We start from the raw sequence: 17415 nt of genomic DNA on the forward strand, positions 1-17415 counted from the left end.
GCGCCGCAGCCGGGGTGGCAAGAATGTTGCGACGCAATGCCTGCTTGCGTTGCGTCGCATTGCCGTCCAGGCTCGTTAGCAGATTCGAATGGTGAAGACATGTCTGAAAGTCCGATTGATCCTCACACGCATCATTACGCGCACTGCCTGCCGTTCAGCGCGCAGTTGATCGGCGCGAGCGGCACGCGACCGCGCACGCGGTTCCGTTTTTGGGCACCGTCGTGCAGCAGCGTGCAGGTGGTCGTCGAAAACGGCCCCGCGCAAGGCGCGCACGACATGGCTCCGACCGGCAACGGCTGGTTCGAGACCACCGTGGAGAGCGGCGCGGGCACGCTGTATCGGTTCCAGCTCGACGACGGGCAGGCGGTGCCCGATCCGGCCTCGCGGTTCCAGCCGCGGGACGTGCACGGCCCGAGCGAGGTCATCGATCCGCGCGCCTACCATTGGGAACACACCGAATGGCACGGCCGGCCCTGGGAAGAAACGGTGCTGTACGAATTGCACGTCGGTGCGATGGGCGGGTATGCGGGCGTGCAAAAGCGCCTGCCCGAGCTCGCCGCGCTCGGCGTCACCGCCATCGAACTGATGCCGTTGAACGACTTTCCCGGTCGTCGCAACTGGGGTTACGACGGCGTGTTGCCGTACGCGCCCGACTCCGCATACGGCCGCCCCGACGAACTGAAGGCGCTGATCGACGCCGCGCATGGTGTGGGCCTGATGGTGTTTCTCGACGTCGTCTACAACCACTTCGGACCGGACGGCAACTATCTGCATACTTACGCGGAGCCGTTTTTCCGCGCCGGCGTGAACACGCCGTGGGGCCCCGCGATCGACTTCGAGCGCAGCGAAGTCAGCGACTTCTTCACCGACAACGCCGTCTACTGGATCAACGAGTACCGCTTCGACGGACTGCGCTTCGATGCGGCGCATGCGATCGACAATCCCGGGTGGCTGCGCGAGTTGTCGGAGCATATCCGCGCGCGCGTGCAGCAGGGCCGTCAGGTGCATCTGGTGGTCGAAAACGAGCACAACAGCGCGAGCCTGCTCGACGCGCATTTCGACGCGCAATGGAACGACGACGCGCACAACACGCTGCACGTGCTGCTGACCGGCGAAACCGAAGGCTATTACCACGCGTATGCCAACGAACCGATTCGCCGGCTCGCGCGAGTGCTGGCCGAAGGCTTCGCGTATCAGGGCGAGCCGTCGCCGCTGCACGATGGTGCGCCGCGTGGCGAAGCGAGCGCGCATCTGCCGCCGACGTCGTTCGTGATGTTTTTGCAAAACCACGATCAGATCGGCAACCGTGCGTTCGGCGAACGTCTGCGCAAGCTGACCTCGGATGACGCGCTGCGCGCCGCGACCGCGTTGCTGTTGCTGTCGCCGCAAATTCCGCTGCTGTTCATGGACGAGGAGCACGGTTCGACGCAACCGTTCCTGTTTTTCACCGATTACACCGGCAATCTCGCCGACGCCGTGCGCGAAGGGCGCCGCCGTGAATTCGCGCGCTTTGCCGCGTTCAGCGATGAGAAACGCCGCGCGCAGATTCCCGATCCGAACGATGCCCAGACCTTCGCCGCCTCGTCGCCACCCGCGCCCGATGTACAGCCGACGCCGGATCGGCTCGACTGGATGCATTACTACAAGTCCGCGCTCGCGGTGCGCGCGAAGCTGATCACGCCGCGCCTGAAACATACGAAGGCGTGCGGCGCGACCGTGCTGCGCGATGCCGGTGGCGGCGACGCGAACGCGCTGATCGCGCGCTGGAATCTCGGCGATGGTGAGACGCTGTCGATCGCGCTGAATCTGTCGCAGCAGAACGTCGCGTTCGACGCCATCCCCGACGGCAAGATCATTTTCGAAACACCACCGCGCGCGCGCGAACAGGCCGACGCGCGGGTGTTGCCCGCGCATGCGTGCATCGCTTGGCTGACCGGCGACATCAACGAATTCGCGAGCCGCCACGATGCGCGCATCGCATCGCACGAGGAGCAGCGCGCGTGACGACCCGACGCCCCAACGACAGGCTCGCCGCGCTCGCCACCCGCGCAGGCTTCGAGGTGGAGTGGCAGGACGCGCACCATCATACGCAGCACGTGCCGGAGAAGACTCTTGGCACGCTGCTCGAACGCATGGGTCTGCCGTGCGGCAACGTCACGGATATCCGCCACAGCGCCGCTGCTCTGGAGGCCGAACTATCGGGCCGCCGGCTGCCGCCGCTGATGACCGCGGTGATCGGGCGTGGCATCGCGCTGCCCGCGGCCGCGGTCAGGTCGGGCAGCCATTACCGGATCGAGCTGGAGAGCGGCTCGATCATCGACGGCCGCTTCACCGCGCCGAAAGGCGAGGAAGCGCTGCTCGCGCCGATCGACGAAACCGGCTATCACACGCTCGTGATCAACGACCAGCGCATGACGCTCGCGGTCGCGCCGCCGCGCTGCTACACCGTCGCCGACGCGTGGCGCACGCTGCACGGCGGCGGCGGAGAAGGCGAACGCGAAGCCGCGCCGCCCGCGCCGCCACTGTGGGGCATCGCCGCGCAACTGTATGGCTTGCGCCGCACCGGCGACGGCGGCATCGGCGATTACACGGCGCTCGCGCAGCTTGCGCGGCACGGCGCGCAGCGCGGCGCGCACGCGCTCGCCGTCAGTCCGACCCACGCGATGTTCAGCGCGCAGCCCGAGCGCTTCAGCCCGTACGCGCCGTCGTCGCGTTTATGGCTCAACGTCACGCATATCGATCCGGCCGCGGTGTTCGGCGCGGATGCGTCCGCGTCCGCATCGGCGCAGGCCGGCAACGCGTGGTCCAAATACGAAGAGCTGCCGCTGATCGATTGGCCGCACGCGACCCCGCTGAAGCTCACGGTTTTGCGCGCGCTGTACGAGCAGTTCAGCGCCAACGAGCGCCCGCAGCACTTGCCGCGCGCGCTCGAATTTCACGGCTTCTGCGAACGCGCGGGGCGCGCGCTCGAAGATCATGCGCGCTTCGAAGCGCTGCAGGCCGCGCAGCTCGCGCAAGGCGGCGACGGCCATTGGCGCAACTGGCCCGATGCGTTGCGCGACCCACGCAGCCCCGAAGTCGAGGCGTTCGCCGCCGCGCATCGCGACGAGGTCGACTTTCATCTGTTCCTGCAGTGGCTGGCATCGCGCGGGCTGTTGCACGCTCAGCACACCGCGCGCGAAGCCGGCATGGCGGTCGGCCTGATCGCCGATCTCGCGGTGGGTTGCGACAGCGCCGGCAGTCATGCATGGTCCTATCCCGACGACATGCTGCAGGGCGTGTCGGTCGGCGCGCCGCCCGATCTCTTCAACCAGGCCGGCCAGTCGTGGGGACTCACGACCTTTTCGCCGCGCGCGATGCGCACACAAGGCTTCGCCGCGTTCATCGACATGCTGCGCGCGGCGTTCGCGCATGCCGGCGGCATCCGCATCGATCACATCCTCGGCTTGCGGCGTCTGTGGCTCGTGCCCGAAGGCGAAAGCGCGCGCAATGGCGCGTATCTGCGCTATCCGCTCGAAGACCTGCTGCGGCTGATCGCGCTCGAATCGTGGCGGCATCGCTCGATCGTGATCGGCGAGGACCTCGGCACCGTGCCGTCCGGGTTTCGGGAGCGGCTCGACGAGCACGGCATCGAGGGGATTCGCGTGCTGTGGTTCGAAGGCGCCCCCGACGGCAACGGCTTCAAGGCGCCGGCCGATTGGGACCGCTACGCGGTCGGCACGACGACCACGCACGATCTGCCGACCGTCGCCGGCTGGTGGCGCGGCAGCGACATCATGTGGCGCAACCGCATCGGCCAGACGATGGCGCGCGCCGACGGGCGCGATCCCGAGGAAGCGGCGCTCGAAGAGCGCGCGCAGCAGCGCGCCGACTTGTGGCGCGCGTTCCAGCAAGCGGGCGTGGCCGCGCCCGAGGTCGCGCCGCCGGACGCCGACAACGCGCCGGTCGACGAAGCGCTCGCATTCGTCGCCGCGACACCCGGGCCGCTCGTCACGTTTCCGCTCGAAGACCTGCTCGCGCTCGACGAGCAGCCGAACCTGCCGGGCTCGATCGACGAACATCCGAACTGGCGCCGCCGCATGACGCTGCCCGTCGACGCGATGTTCGACGACCCCGTGTTCACCGACCGCCTGCTGGCCGTCGACGGCGCGCGCCGCGCCGCCGCGCGTTCATCCAACACTTCCGCGGAGCCTGACACGCCATGACCGTTCCACGCTCCACACTGCGCCTCCAGTTCCATCGAGGCTTCACGTTCGACGACGCCGCGCGGCACATCGACTACTTCGCCGCGCTCGGCATCAGCCACCTGTACGCGTCGCCGATCACGACGGCCGAGCCCGGCTCGATGCACGGCTACGACACCGTCGACTACACCCAGGTCAGTGCCGAATACGGCGGCGAGTCGGGCCTGAAGCACCTCGTCGACAAGCTGCGCGCGCACGACATGGGGCTCATCGTCGACATGGTGCCGAATCATATGGGCGTCGGCGGGTCGAGCAACGCGTGGTGGCTCGACATCCTCGAATGGGGCCGCCACAGCGCGTATGCGCGTCATTTCGACGTCGACTGGCATTCGCCCGATCCCGCACTGCGCGGCAAGGTGCTGCTGCCGACGCTCGGCGCGTCGTACGGCGAAGAACTGGCGGCGGGCTGCATCGGGCTGCATTTCGCGGCCGACAGCGGACGCTTTCATATCGGCTACGGTCCGCACGTGTTCCCGATCTGCCCGGTCGATTACGCGGCGATCCTGCAAGGCGCCGACCGCGCCGATCTGAGCGCGCTCGCGAATCGCTTTCAGGGGCTCACCACGCAGCCCGCCGACCAACCACGCGCCGCCGAGGCGCGCGACGCGCTGCGCGAGTTCGTCGCGCGCGAAGGCGAGTCGGCGATCGAGTTCGTGCTGGAGACTTACGCGCCTGAGGATCCGGTCACGCGCGACCGGCTGCATCGGCTGCTCGAGCGGCAGCATTTCCGGCTCGCGTGGTGGCGCACCGCCTCCGACGAAGTGAACTGGCGGCGCTTCTTCGACATCTCGACGCTCGCCGGCGTGCGCGTCGAGCGGCCCGAGGTGTTCGAGGCGGTGCACGCGCTGATCTTTCGCCTCTATCGCGAAGGGCTCGTCGACGGCTTGCGGATCGATCACATCGACGGGCTCGCCGAGCCGCGCGAATACTGCCAGCGTTTGCGCCAGCGGCTCAGCGAGTTGCGCGACACCGCGCCGTATGTGGTGGTGGAGAAGATTCTCGGCCGTGGCGAGCGGTTGCGCGACGACTGGCCCGTCGACGGCACGACGGGCTACGACTTCATGAACGACGTCGGCGCGCTGCTGCACGATCCGGCCGGCGCGGACCCGCTCGCCGGTACGTGGGCCGAGCTCACCGGCCGCAGCGCGCGCTTCGCCGATGAAGCGCACGCGGCGCGGCGCAAGATTCTCGCGGAAAACTTCTCGGCGGAACTGGACCGCGCGGCGCGCGCGCTGCATCGGATCGCACGCGATTCGCTGAGCACGCGCGACTTCACGTACCCGGCGCTGCGCCGCGTGCTGACCGAACTGGTCGTGCATTTCCCCGTGTACCGCATGTATCCGCTGGGCGGACTGCGCAGCGCCGCCGACAACGTCTATTTCGAGGAGGCGCTCGCGGGCGCGCGCGCTTCGCTGCCGCGCTCGGACCATGCGGCGCTCGAGCGCGTGAATGCGTGGCTCGGCGGCAGCGCCGAAGAGGCCCCGCCCGCGCGGCCCGGCGCGCAGTCGCAGCAGCAGGCGCAAGGCGGCGGAGCGCCGCCGCATGCGGGCTCGTCCCGGCGCAGCGCGCAAACGCTGTTTTCGCAGCTGACCGCGCCGCTCGCCGCCAAGGCGATCGAGGACACCGCGTGCTATCGCTACGGCCGTCTGCTGTCGCGCAACGAAGTCGGCTCGGACCCGGGCGAGTTCGCGCTGTCGGTGGAGCAGTTTCATGCGGGCAATCTCGAGCGCGCGCAACGTTTTCCTCATGCGATGCTTGCGACCGCCACGCACGATCACAAGCGCGGTGAAGATGTGCGCGCGCGGCTCGCGGTGCTCAGCGAGATCGCCGACGAATGGGGCGCGACGTTGCGTGCATGGTCGACGTTGAACGCGCCGCAGCGTCGAGCGCTCGACGGCACGCCGATCAACAGCGTGAGCCAGGACAAGAGCGACGCATGGGCTCCCGGCCCCGCCGCCGAGGCGATGCTGTATCAAACGCTGGTGGGCTGCTGGCCGCCGCCGCTGCGCGCCGACGACGAAGCCGGCGTCAAGGAGTTGGCCGAGCGCGTCGCGCAATGGCAGTTGAAGGCGCTGCGCGAGGCAAAGCTGCAAACCAGCTGGCTCGCGCCCGACGAAGCCTACGAAGCCGGCTGCCGCGAATTCCTGTTCGGCATCCTTGCGCCGCAGCGGCGCGACGCCTTTCTGAAGGAGCTGTCGGCGTTCGTCGAGCGCATTGGTCGCGCGGGCGCGCTCAACAGCCTGCAGCAGACGGTGTTGCGCGTCGCGTCGCCTGGGATCCCTGATCTTTATCAAGGCACCGAGCTGTGGGACTTCAGCCTCGTCGATCCGGACAATCGGCGGCCCGTCGATTTCGCGAAACGCGAGGCGTGGCTGCCGCAGACGCAAACGCCGCCGTCGGAATTTCTGGCGGACTGGCGCGACGGGCGCGTAAAGCTCGCGGTGATCCAGCGCGTGCTGGCGTTGCGCGCGCATCTGCCGGAGCTACTGAGTCAGGGCGCGTATCTGCCGCTCACGGTGCGCGGCGCGCATGCGTCGAGTATGATCGCGTTCGCGCGGCGGCATGGCAATGCGTGGGCCGTGGTGATTGCCAGCCGGTTGGCCGCGCGACTGCTTGGCGACGATGCTGGTCTGCCGCTCGTCGAGCCGGCGCAATGGGCGGATACGGCCATCGAAATGCCGCCCGATCTGTCGGCGCGTGCGCTGTTCGATTGGCTGAGCCCCGCCGCGCCGAAAGTCGACGATCACGGCCTGCTGTATCTGCGCGACGCGCTCGCCGCGATGCCGGTCGCGGTGTTGGTGGAGGATGGGGTGCCTCGAAGCTGAGGCGGCTAAAAAGGGTTGAGGCTTCGGCTTGGCTCGGCCCTCAACCGCCCTCGTCGTCGAACAGCTTCGGATACACGCGCACGAGCACGATGCGCGGTCCCTTCATCTTCTTGACCACGACGTCGAAGTCTTCGAACTCGACGCGCTGCCCTTCGCTCGGCAGATCGTTGAGCGCCTGGATCACGAGCCCGCCCACCGATTCGGCCTTGCCTTCATCGATGTCGATACCCAGAGCACGTTCGAGCGACACCACCGGCAAGCTGCCCTTGCCCATCAGCGTGCCGTCGTCCATGCGGGTCCAGTCGGCGTCGCCCTGGCGGAATTCATCGTGGATCTGCCCGACCAGCGCGCCGAGCAGGTTGTCGAGCGTCAGGAAGCCGATCGGTTTCGCGTTCTTGTGGCCGACCAGCGCGAAGTGCGGCGCGCCCTTGCGAAAGCGCCGGAACAGTTCGAGCGCCGGCATGTCCGGCTTCACGTACTGCACGGGGCGGACGTAGCGCGACAGGTCGTCGAGCGTGCTGCCCGCCTGGCGCGCGAGCAGCAGGTCCTTCAGATGGATCATGCCGGCCACGCGTTCGCCGGATGCATCCTCGAACAGCGGATAGCGGCTGAAGCGGTGCCGCGCGACCACCTGCATGTTGTCGCGCAACGGCAGATCGCGCCGCAGGCACACCATTTCATGCGACGGCCGCATCAGGTCCGATACGGTCATTCGCGAGAAGTCGAGCGAGTGCGCGATCGTGTTCCATTCGTCCTGGCTGTACGCGCCGGTCGACGCACCGAGTTCGCTCGCGACGTTCGCGCGGCGGCCGCGCAGGATCAGCTTGAGTTCCTCGGTCGAGTAACGCGAGTCGTGACCCTGGTCGGTATCGAGCCCCGCGGCCTTCAGCACCGCGTTCGCGCTCGTGTTGAGCAGCCAGATGGCCGGGTACATGGCCCAGTAGAAACCGTACAGCGGCGTCGCGGTCCACAGCGAAATTTTCTCCGCCTCGCGAATCGCGAGCGACTTCGGCGCGAGTTCGCCGACCACGATATGCAGGAACGAAATACACGAAAACGCGAAGAACAGTGAAATGCCATGCATCAGCTTCTCGGACTCGACGCCGATCACGGTGAAAAGCGGCATCAGCAGTTGCGCGAACGCCGGTTCGCCGATCCAGCCGAGGCCGAGCGACGCGAGCGTGATGCCGAGCTGACACGCCGACAGATACGCGTCGAGCTGTCCGTGCACCTTCGCGAGCAGACGCCCGCGCATGCCATGCTGGGTGGCAAGGCTTTGCACACGGGTCTGCCGCAGTTTGACCAGACCGAATTCGGCGGCGACGAAAAAGCCGTTGAGTGCAACCAGAAACATTGCACCGATAAGAGCGACAACCTGGATCAAAGCGACGGGCTCCGGCAACAAAAGTTGTCAGTATAGGGGCTGAAAGCTCGATGAATTCTTGATTGTGCGCCAACGCATTCGCGCGCGACGCTCATTTCGGCCCCGCCGCGCTGAATGGCACGCGCAGCACGAGCGTGGCGGGGGTCGCGGTGACGCCGTCCGCTTCCGTCGTATCGCTTTGCTCGAAGCTTCCGCCGTGCGCCTCCGCGACGCGTTTGCACAACGCGAACACCCACGCGATGCGCTTCGCCTCGTGCGGTTCGCCCGCCTGCTTGCGCGCGAACGCTTCGAGCACATGCGGCAGCGCGGCGTCGTTCAACGCGGCCTCGTTCGGCTCGTACGTGACGCTCGCATGCCATGTGCCGTTGTCCGCGCGCGCGGCCAGTGCGACCTCGGTGCCCCGCGCGCTCGCTTCGACGGCGAACGTCAGCATCAGCCACACCGCGGCGGCGAGCCGAGCGCGGTCTCCGTTCAGTTGCTCGGTGGCGATCTGCGAATCGAGCCGCACTTCGACGCCGCGCGCGCGGGCGAGGCCGGCGCGGACTTCCTCGACGGTTTCGTCGAGCAGCGGATGCAGCGGAAAGGGTTCATACGTGAGCGCGAGCGATTTCGTTTCGGCGCGCGTCGCATCGACGATCGTCTCGAGCAGCTTCACCTGCTGATCGACGCCGCTGCGAATGCCGGTGATCGCGCGCTGCGAATTGGGATCGTTCGCGTCGAGCTTGCGCTCGAGCACGTACGCCCAGCTATGAATCGCATTCAACGGACCGCGCAGGTCGTGCGACACCTGCGACAGCACGTGATCGCGCATGAACAACGCGGTTTCCGCGCGCAGCAGCGCGCTGCGTTCGGTGATGACGAAGCCGGCCGACGCCGGCTGGGCGCCAGCAGTCCCGTTGGGTGACGTAGTCACGATCGAGTCCTCTCAGGCAACGCTGGATGATGGGGGGAAGCCTCATTATAGGCATCCCGTTCGGACCGGCCAGTCGAGGCCGAATCGCGACGCGGGACGCAATCCGCATGCCATGCGCGGAACCGGACCAGACTCGGCGATCGACGTCAACGCGCCTACAATGTCGGTTTTACGTTTTGATCTGAGGAGCAACGCATGTCGACTGTGACGACCGAATCCGGCCTGAAGTACGAAGATCTCGTGGAAGGCACCGGCGCCGAAGCCGTGGCCGGCAAGACCGTGACCGTGCATTACACGGGCTGGCTGACCGACGGCCAGAAGTTCGATTCGAGCAAGGACCGCAATGACCCGTTCGCGTTCGTGCTGGACGGCGGCATGGTCATCAAGGGCTGGGACGAAGGCGTGCAAGGCATGAAGGTCGGCGGCAAGCGCAAGCTGACCATTCCGCCGCAACTCGGCTACGGCGTGCGCGGCGCGGGCGGGGTGATTCCGCCGAACGCGACGCTCGTGTTCGAAGTCGAACTGCTCGAAGTCTGAGCCACGCCTGAGTATTGTCGTGAGCCACGCCGCCGTCACCGCCCCCAACGTTTCGCTGCGCTGCTATGGCGCGATCGAAGCGTCGGACGTGCACGACTTCCACCAGGTCGTGCTGGGGCTCGACGGCGCAATGGTGATGGCGGTTGACGGCGTCGCCGAGCAGATCGACGCCGGCTCCGCATGGCTGATCCCGGCCGGCGCGCGGCACGATTATGCGGGTGTCGGCACCAACCGGCAGCTCGTGCTCGATTTGCCTGCGGCGTCGCTGGCGGTGCCCGAGCGGTTGTTCGAGCGCGCGCGCGCCGTGGCCGTTGATCCGTCGCTCGCACAACTCGTGCACGCGATTGCCGCGCATGCTGCGGGCGGCGTGTGCGAAGCGCAAGGTAATGCCTTCGGTCACCGTCGCTTTCATTGGGATGCTGCGGCACGCCTGGGCGCCGCGCTTGTCGCCGATTCCGGCGCACTAGCCGGTGTGCAGAGCGAAGGCGTTCGCCTCGATTTCGCGCGCATCGACCGCTGGCTGCGCGCGCATCTGTCCGAGCCGCTGAAGATCGCGGACCTCGCCGCGCACTGCGGTTTCGGCATGCGGCGTTTTCATCAACTGTTTATCGATGCGTTCGGCGAGACGCCGCATCGCTATTTGCAGCGGCTGCGGCTCGACACGTCGATCACGCTGCTTGCGGAAGCGCGTCTTTCGTTGACCGATATCGCGCTCGAGATCGGTTTCGGCGATCAGAGCGCTTACACGCACGCGTTCACGCGGCGTTTCGGGCTGGCGCCCGGGCAGTGGCGCGCGTTGCGGCACTGAGCGCGGCGGAGGTGGCGCGGAGGCGCTTTGAGGCCTTTGAGGCCTTTGAGGCCTTTGAGGCCTTTGAGGCCTTTGAGGCCATTTGAAGCCTGTATGCCGCGAACAGGTTTTGCCCTGCCTGTCAGCTTTCGAGCCCACATTGCAGATCCGCACGGATATCGCCCGCGTTTTCAAGCCCCACCGCAAATTCGAGCCCCGGATAGAACACGCGATTGACGGCCGGATGCGAGTCGAGCCAGCGCTGCGTACGAACGGAAACACCTTTTCCATGATGATTTTCTTCGAACCGACCAGCGCGCCGCCGAGCACACGGCCCTAGCCGTCGAGGAACCTGGTCGCAGAATGCATGACGACGTCCGCGCCGAGCTTCAGCGGCTGCTGCAACGCCGGGCTGCAGAAGCAGCTATCGACGACGAACAGCGCATTCGCGTAATGCCGAACTTGCTGAAGATCTGCGAGAACATGCCGAGCGTCGAGCCGAACAGCGCCCGCGAGCTGACGAGGTGAGCGCCCGTCTGCAACGTCGACATCACGACCGACATGATCGCGGCCATGCCCGAAGCCGTCGCGATGCAGGCCTCGCCGCCTTCGAGCGCGGCCAGACGGTCCTGGAACATCGACACGGTCGGGTTCGAGAAGCGCGAGTAGCGTGAAATAGTCCTCGGAATTCCTGAAGCGCTCGGCGGCGTCCGCGGCGCTCGCGAACACGAAGCTCGAGGTCAGGAAGATCGCTTCCGAGTGCTCGTTGAAATCGCTGCGCACGGTGCCCGAGCGAACGGCCAGCGTGTCGAAGTCAAAGTCGTGGAAGTCGTCCATGTGGGTTCTGGTCTCCAGGTTTCCGTGGCTGCTTCCGTGGCTAAATGAGGCAGCAACAAAAAAGCCCGCTTTTGCGTCGGCATAAGCGGGCTTCATGTACGGGGAGGCTGGAGCCAGGGCGGACGACTGTCGCGTGTACGCTCAACCCACCGACAGTTGCAGATGCAGCTGCGAACGCGCCGGGCCGCCACCGTCGATCGCTTCGCTCGCGGCATCGCGATCCGATTGCGACGACGGCGCGAGACGCGCGCTTTCGATGCGGTCGAGGTATTCGGTCGTGATGTCGCCGGTCACGTAGTTGCCGTCGAAGCACGAAGCCTCGAACTCCTTCAGCGCCGGATTGATATCGCGCACCGCCTGCTTCAGCGCATCGACGTCCTGATACACGAGGTGATCCGCGCCGATCATGCGCGCAACTTCCTCGTCCGAGCGGCCGTGCGCGACCAGTTCGCCGCGCGTCGGCATATCGATGCCGTAGACGTTCGGGAATTTCACCGGCGGCGCCGCCGACGCGAAAATCACCTTGTTCGCGCCCGCATCGCGCGCCATCTGCACGATTTCATGCGACGTCGTGCCGCGCACGATCGAGTCGTCGACGATCAGCACGTTCTTGCCCTTGAACTCGATGTTCATCGCGTTCAGCTTCTGGCGCACCGACTTCTTGCGCACCGCCTGCCCCGGCATGATGAAGGTACGGCCTACATAGCGGTTCTTGAAGAAGCCCTCGCGATACTCGACGCCGAGCTTCTTCGCGACCTGCATCGCGGCCGGGCGCGACGAATCGGGAATCGGCATCACCACGTCGATTGCGACGTCGGGCAGCTCGCGCCTGATCTTCTCGGCGAGGTAGTCGCCCATGCGCAGACGCACGTTGTAGACCGGCACGCCGTCGAGCACCGAATCCGGACGCGCCAGATACACGAGTTCGAAGATGCAGGGGTTCAGGCTGGTGGTCGTCGCGCATTGCTGCGAATGCAGCTGGCCTTCGGCGTCGATGAAAATCGCCTCGCCCGGCTGCACGTCGCGCACGAATTCGAAACCGACACCTTCAATCGCCACCGATTCCGACGCCAGCATCCACTCGACGCCGTCAGCCGTTTCCCGTTTGCCGAGGCACAGCGGACGGATGCCGAACGGGTCGCGGAGACCAAGCAGGCCGTAGCCAGCGATCAACGCGACGATCGCATACGAGCCGCGCACCCGCCGATGCACACCCGACACCGCCTTGAACAGCGCGGCCGGATCGAGCTGCAGACCCGAGCTCGACAGTTGCAGCTCGTGCGCGAGCACGTTGAGCAGCACTTCGGTATCGGAATTGGTGTTCACGTGGCGGCGGTCGATGCGGAACATCTCATCTTTCAGCTGCTGCCAGTTGGTGAGGTTGCCGTTATGCGCGAGGATGATGCCGAACGGCGCGTTCACGTAGAACGGCTGCGCTTCTTCTTCGCTCGACGCCGAACCGGCGGTCGGGTAACGGACCTGGCCGATGCCCGTCGTGCCCGGCAGGCTGCGCATGTTGCGCGTGCGGAACACGTCGCGCACCATGCCGTTGGCCTTGTGCATGTGGAAATTGCTGCCGTTCGCCGTTGCGATGCCGGCGGCGTCCTGACCGCGATGCTGCAGAAGCAGCAGGCTGTCATAGATCAGCTGGTTGACCGGGGAATGGGAAACTACGCCTACGATGCCGCACATGGCATGTCCTTCAAAGGTACGAAATTCGTGATGGCGACCGGTGCCTGCGACCGCGCCCGCGCTTTCATGCGACGGCACGCGCTACGACGTCAAGGCAGCCGGTATGCGCCGGAGTCCTGTTGCGCATTGCTCGGGGCGCCCGAATCGTCCACATGGACGTAAGCGGCGAGCGCCTCGGGGAGCAGCGGTTTCATTGCGCGTACGCCCGCAACCGCATACGGACGAAGCAGCGCGTTGCGCCAGAATTCCTCTTTGGGCAGTTCGGTCAAGCCTGCGAGGGCGACCAGAATCAGCACCAGAACGACCCCACGCACGAGGCCGAACATCAAACCGAGCGAGCGGTCCGCACCACCCAGTCCCGTGACCTGCACGAGGCGGCTGAGCAGCGCGCTCACCACGCTCGTGACCAGCACTACGCCGATCACCACGAGCGCAAAAGCCAGCAGCCACTGCGTCAACGCGCCGCCCGGCCAGGTAGACGGGATATACGGGACCACGTAGCCCACGAACTCGCAAGCGATGAAAAACGCCGCGACCCAGCCGATCAAACCAAACACTTCCGACAGCAAACCGCGCCAGGCGCCTCGCAGCGCCGACAAACCGATCACCGCCATTACAGCGTAGTCGAAGGCAGTGAACATCGCTCGCTTACTGTGCTCTGCCGCCGTTCGAGCCCGACACGAGGCCCGCCTCGCGGACCTTCGCGACAGCGGCGGTGGCCGCGGCGCGGTCGGCGAACGGGCCTGCACGCAGCAATGTCAGCGTCGAGCCGTCGGCTTGCTTCCTATCTTCCGTATATGTGGGCACGCCTGCCGCTTTCAACTTCGCGGCCCAATTGCGCGCGTTCGCTTCGTTCGAGAAGGCGCCGAGCTGCACCGCGAAACGGTTGCCCGGCGGCGAAGCCGGCGTGCCGGAGTTCGCGTCGGCGCTGGCGGTGGCCGTGTTCGCTTCGTCGTCGGTCGACGCCGACGGTGTGGTGGCGGGTGCCTTCGTCTGTTTGGCGGGGACAGCAGGCGCGGTGTTGGCTGCGAGCGATTGCGTTTGCGGCTTCGCGGTGGGCTTCGGCGTCGCGGCGGTAACAGCGCCAGTTGCGGCGGAGGGGGTCGCGCCTTGGGCGGAGGGGGTCGCGCCTTGTTTCGCTGCGGTCGATTGCGTCGATTTGGCGGCGAAGACCGAGGCTGCCGCCGTGGTCGCCGCGCTCGTTGCCGGCGCGAGGCCGGACGCAGCCACGCCCGTGTCGGCGGCCGGCGGATTGTCCAGCGCGACGCCGGCCTGCACGTCTTCGTTGGCGGTGGATCTGGAGAGCTTCGGCGCGGGCCGGTTCGGAATGTCGATCGAGATGTCGTCGGTGACGGGCTTGGGGTGCGAGTCCAACACCATCGGCAGGATGATCACCGCCGCGACAACCAGTGCGATTGCGCCGACGAGCCGGCGGCGCGCGCGCTGCTTTTCCGGCAGCGTGGGGTCGAGCAGCATTGCATCTGCATCGACGGTGCGCTCGGTGCGGCGGGTGCGCCGCTCGACGCGTTCACCCCGGGTGGCCCGATTGGAACTGGTGTTTGCGCCGCGCCGGCTGGGCGCGTCGTCTTTCTTGCCGAACGAGAAAATTCCCATGAATCGCTTGGTTCGAGCCTGGTGCCCGCTCAGTGTTGCTGCGATTTCCGGTAGGCCATCACACCCGCTACCGTATAGAAACTGCCGAAAACGACGATTCTATCATTCTCTGACGCACGTTTTAGCGCGTCCTGGAAAGCCTGCGCCGGCGTCGCATAACGCATGACGCTGCTGTCGGCGCCGTCTTCCACGCCCAGCTCGCGCAACACGGTTTCCAGCTCTTGCGCGGACGCGGCGCGCGGGGTCGGCAGATCGGTCACGCACCAGTGATCGATCTCGCCTTTCAGATGACTTAGCACGCCGGCGATGTCCTTGTCGCGCATCGCGCCGAACACCGCGTACGTGTACGGGAAAAAGCCCATGTTGCCGAGGTTCTGCCCGAGCACCGCGGCGGCATGCGGATTGTGGCCGACGTCGAGCACGATGGACGGCTTGCCCGGCAGTACCTGGAAACGGCCCGGAAGATCCACGTTGGCGATGCCGAGCCGGATGTCCTGCGCGGACACCGGCAGACGGTCGCGCAAAGCTTCGAGCCCGGCCAGCGCCGCCGACGTGTTGATCAGCTGATTCGCGCCGCGCAGCGATGGATACGCGAGCGCCGAGCGCCGCAGCGTCGGGCCGACATAGCTCCACTGCTGTCGCTCGCTGCCGGCCTGGCCTTCGTAACGGAAATCGCGGCCGAACAACCACAATTGCGCCCCGATCTTTTCCGCGTGATCGATCAACGATTGCGGCGGCACCGGGTCCGCGCAAATCGCGGGCTTGCCGGGACGGAAGATACCGGCTTTTTCGAACGCGATTTTCTCGCGCGTGTCGCCGAGATAGTCGGTGTGGTCAATATCGATGCTCGTGATGATCGCGCAGTCGGTGTCGAGGATATTGACCGCGTCGAGACGGCCACCGAGGCCAACTTCGAAAATCACCGCGTCGAGGCCGCGCGACGCGAACAGGCTCATGATCGCTAGCGTCGTGAATTCGAAGTAGGTCAGCGTGACCGGTTTGGCGAGGCTCAGGCGCGCGGCCTCGACGGCTTCGAAGTGCGGCAGCAGATCTGCGTCGCTTGCCATTGCCCCGTTGATGCGCGCGCGCTCGTTGAACGACAGCAGATGCGGCGACGTGTGACAGCCGACCGTATAGCCCGCGCGCAGCAGGATCGCTTCGAGAATCGCGCAGGTCGAGCCTTTGCCGTTCGTGCCGCCGACCGTGATGATCGGGCACGCAAACGATAGCTGCATCGCATCGCGTACCTGGGAGATGCGGCCCAAACCCATGTCGATGCCGACCGGATGCGCGGATTCAAGGTGCGTGAGCCACGCGTCGAGAGTGGGGAATGTCGTCATCGGGTGAATCTTGAGTGAGTCGCGGTAGTTCGGTTCTGCAGTGCTGCGAAGGGTGCTGGTCAGGCGGTTGTGGTCGAGGGTCGCGGGTCGCCGGTCATGGGCGTAGGCCGTTGCGCGGTTTATGCGCACAAACCCGCGCCTTGAGCCGCGCCAGCTTCGGCTTCGACCGCTGCCGCATCGCAGGCGACGGTAATTATCCTGGAAATGACAGCGCGCCGCTTGATTGCTCACGCGGCGCGCTATTTTTTGATTGCTTCTCTGGCTCCACCGCGTCTTCGACAGCGCGGCGAAAGAGCGGCAAATGCGGTGCTGCCCGGCTTTTACGCGACCGCGTCCGCCGGCTGATGGCTCAACAGCGCCAGCAATTGCGCGATCTCTTCGCGCAGCTTGCGACGATCGACGATCATGTCGATCGCGCCCTTTTGCAGCAGAAACTCGGCGCGTTGGAAGCCTTCCGGCAGTTTCTCGCGCACGGTCTGTTCGATCACGCGCGGACCAGCAAAGCCGATCAGCGCCTTCGGTTCGGCGATCACGACGTCGCCGAGGAATGCGAAACTCGCGGACACGCCGCCCATCGTCGGGTCGGTCAGCACCGAGATGAATGGCAGCCTGGCTTCCGCCAGCTTCGTGAGCATCGCGGTGGTCTTTGCCATCTGCATCAACGACAGCAAGCTTTCCTGCATCCGCGCGCCGCCCGAAGCGGTGAAGCAGATGAACGGCACTTTCTGTTCGAGCGCGTTCTGCGCGCCGCGCGCGAAACGCTCGCCGACCACCGAACCCATCGAGCCGCCCATAAACGAGAACTCGAAGTTCGCCACGACGACCGGCAGCGTGTGAATCGCGCCGCCCATCACGACCATTGCGTCGGTCTCGTCGGTTTCGTCCATCGCCTCTTTAATGCGCTCAGGGTACTTGCGGCTATCTTTGAACTTCAGCGCGTCGACCGGAACGATTTCCTGGCCGATTTCGTAGCGGCCTTCCGGATCGAGCAGGCTGTCGAGCCGCTCACGTGCGCCGATGCGCATGTGATGGTCGCACTTGGGGCAAACATGCAGATTGGCCTCGACGTCGTTGCGATACAGCACGGCTTCGCACGACGGGCACTTGATCCACAGGCCTTCCGGAATTCCCTTGCGGTTTTTCGGGTCGGTTTGTTTGATTTTCGGCGGCAGCAGCTTATCGAGCCAGCTCATAGGGAATCCTTCTGGGTCAGCAGTCGCGCGAACGGCGGGACGAGCCCGC

General features: G+C 66.1%; 12 protein-coding genes and 1 pseudogene. 5 read left to right on the forward strand and 8 right to left on the reverse strand.

What is annotated here, in order from left to right; all coding sequences use genetic code 11:
- Window positions 1-99: 99 nt before the first annotated feature.
- From treZ to treY, 3 genes are read left to right on the forward strand one after another with little or no spacing between them, the layout of a single operon-like run.
- The gene (gene treZ / locus OKW27_RS07465) at window positions 100-2004 is read left to right on the forward strand and encodes a malto-oligosyltrehalose trehalohydrolase (RefSeq protein ID WP_429333075.1); all 1905 of its coding nucleotides are present in this window, start codon (window positions 100-102) and stop codon (window positions 2002-2004) included.
- Window positions 2001-4205: a 4-alpha-glucanotransferase gene (gene malQ / locus OKW27_RS07470; RefSeq protein ID WP_429333076.1), complete on the forward strand. Its 2205-nt coding sequence runs from the start codon at window positions 2001-2003 to the stop codon at window positions 4203-4205. The genes treZ and malQ overlap by 4 nt, the downstream gene beginning before the upstream one ends.
- The gene (gene treY, locus OKW27_RS07475; protein WP_429333077.1) at window positions 4202-7069 is read left to right on the forward strand and encodes a malto-oligosyltrehalose synthase; all 2868 of its coding nucleotides are present in this window, start codon (window positions 4202-4204) and stop codon (window positions 7067-7069) included. The genes malQ and treY overlap by 4 nt, the downstream gene beginning before the upstream one ends.
- Before the next feature lie 40 nt (window positions 7070-7109).
- Here the strand turns inward: treY and OKW27_RS07480 are convergent, their stop codons facing one another.
- Both OKW27_RS07480 and OKW27_RS07485 read right to left on the reverse strand, forming a co-directional pair.
- Window positions 7110-8453, reverse strand: a complete 1344-nt coding sequence (locus OKW27_RS07480; protein WP_090810353.1) for a hemolysin family protein — start codon at window positions 8451-8453, stop codon at window positions 7110-7112.
- A 91-nt stretch (window positions 8454-8544) separates the two neighbouring features.
- Window positions 8545-9366 (reverse strand): sensor histidine kinase, encoded by an 822-nt coding sequence (locus tag OKW27_RS07485; RefSeq protein WP_090808324.1) that lies wholly within the window; start codon window positions 9364-9366, stop codon window positions 8545-8547.
- A gap of 195 nt (window positions 9367-9561) precedes the next feature.
- Between OKW27_RS07485 and OKW27_RS07490 the strand changes: the two genes are divergently transcribed.
- Both OKW27_RS07490 and OKW27_RS07495 read left to right on the forward strand, forming a co-directional pair.
- A complete protein-coding gene (locus OKW27_RS07490; protein WP_090808322.1) occupies window positions 9562-9903 on the forward strand; it encodes an FKBP-type peptidyl-prolyl cis-trans isomerase in 342 nt (113 codons plus the stop codon).
- 19 nt (window positions 9904-9922) lie between these two features.
- Window positions 9923-10711, forward strand: coding sequence for a helix-turn-helix domain-containing protein (locus OKW27_RS07495; RefSeq protein WP_429333078.1), 789 nt, complete (start codon window positions 9923-9925; stop codon window positions 10709-10711).
- 187 nt (window positions 10712-10898) lie between these two features.
- On the opposite strand, the pseudogene OKW27_RS07500 reads toward OKW27_RS07495, so the two are convergent.
- The 6 genes and pseudogenes from OKW27_RS07500 to accD all read right to left on the reverse strand — a co-directional run.
- Window positions 10899-11527, reverse strand: a pseudogene (locus tag OKW27_RS07500) (PLP-dependent transferase); the annotation flags it as partial.
- 141 nt (window positions 11528-11668) lie between these two features.
- Window positions 11669-13219, reverse strand: coding sequence for an amidophosphoribosyltransferase (gene purF / locus OKW27_RS07505; RefSeq protein WP_090810350.1), 1551 nt, complete (start codon window positions 13217-13219; stop codon window positions 11669-11671).
- Between the two features lie 89 nt (window positions 13220-13308).
- Window positions 13309-13860, reverse strand: coding sequence for a CvpA family protein (locus OKW27_RS07510; protein WP_429333079.1), 552 nt, complete (start codon window positions 13858-13860; stop codon window positions 13309-13311).
- Between the two features lie 7 nt (window positions 13861-13867).
- Window positions 13868-14833 carry an SPOR domain-containing protein gene (locus tag OKW27_RS07515; protein WP_429333080.1) on the reverse strand — a complete coding sequence of 322 codons (966 nt, stop codon included), beginning with the start codon at window positions 14831-14833 and terminating at the stop codon, window positions 13868-13870.
- 29 nt (window positions 14834-14862) lie between these two features.
- Window positions 14863-16173 carry a bifunctional tetrahydrofolate synthase/dihydrofolate synthase gene (gene folC / locus OKW27_RS07520; protein ID WP_429333081.1) on the reverse strand — a complete coding sequence of 437 codons (1311 nt, stop codon included), beginning with the start codon at window positions 16171-16173 and terminating at the stop codon, window positions 14863-14865.
- A gap of 320 nt (window positions 16174-16493) precedes the next feature.
- Complete coding sequence (accD, locus tag OKW27_RS07525; protein ID WP_090808311.1) at window positions 16494-17366, reverse strand: acetyl-CoA carboxylase, carboxyltransferase subunit beta; 873 nt, start codon at window positions 17364-17366, stop codon at window positions 16494-16496.
- Window positions 17367-17415 lie beyond the last annotated feature (49 nt).

It is taken from the genome of Paraburkholderia sp. 35.1 (assembly GCF_050436525.1).
Classification (GTDB): Bacteria; Pseudomonadota; Gammaproteobacteria; order Burkholderiales; family Burkholderiaceae; genus Paraburkholderia; species Paraburkholderia tuberum.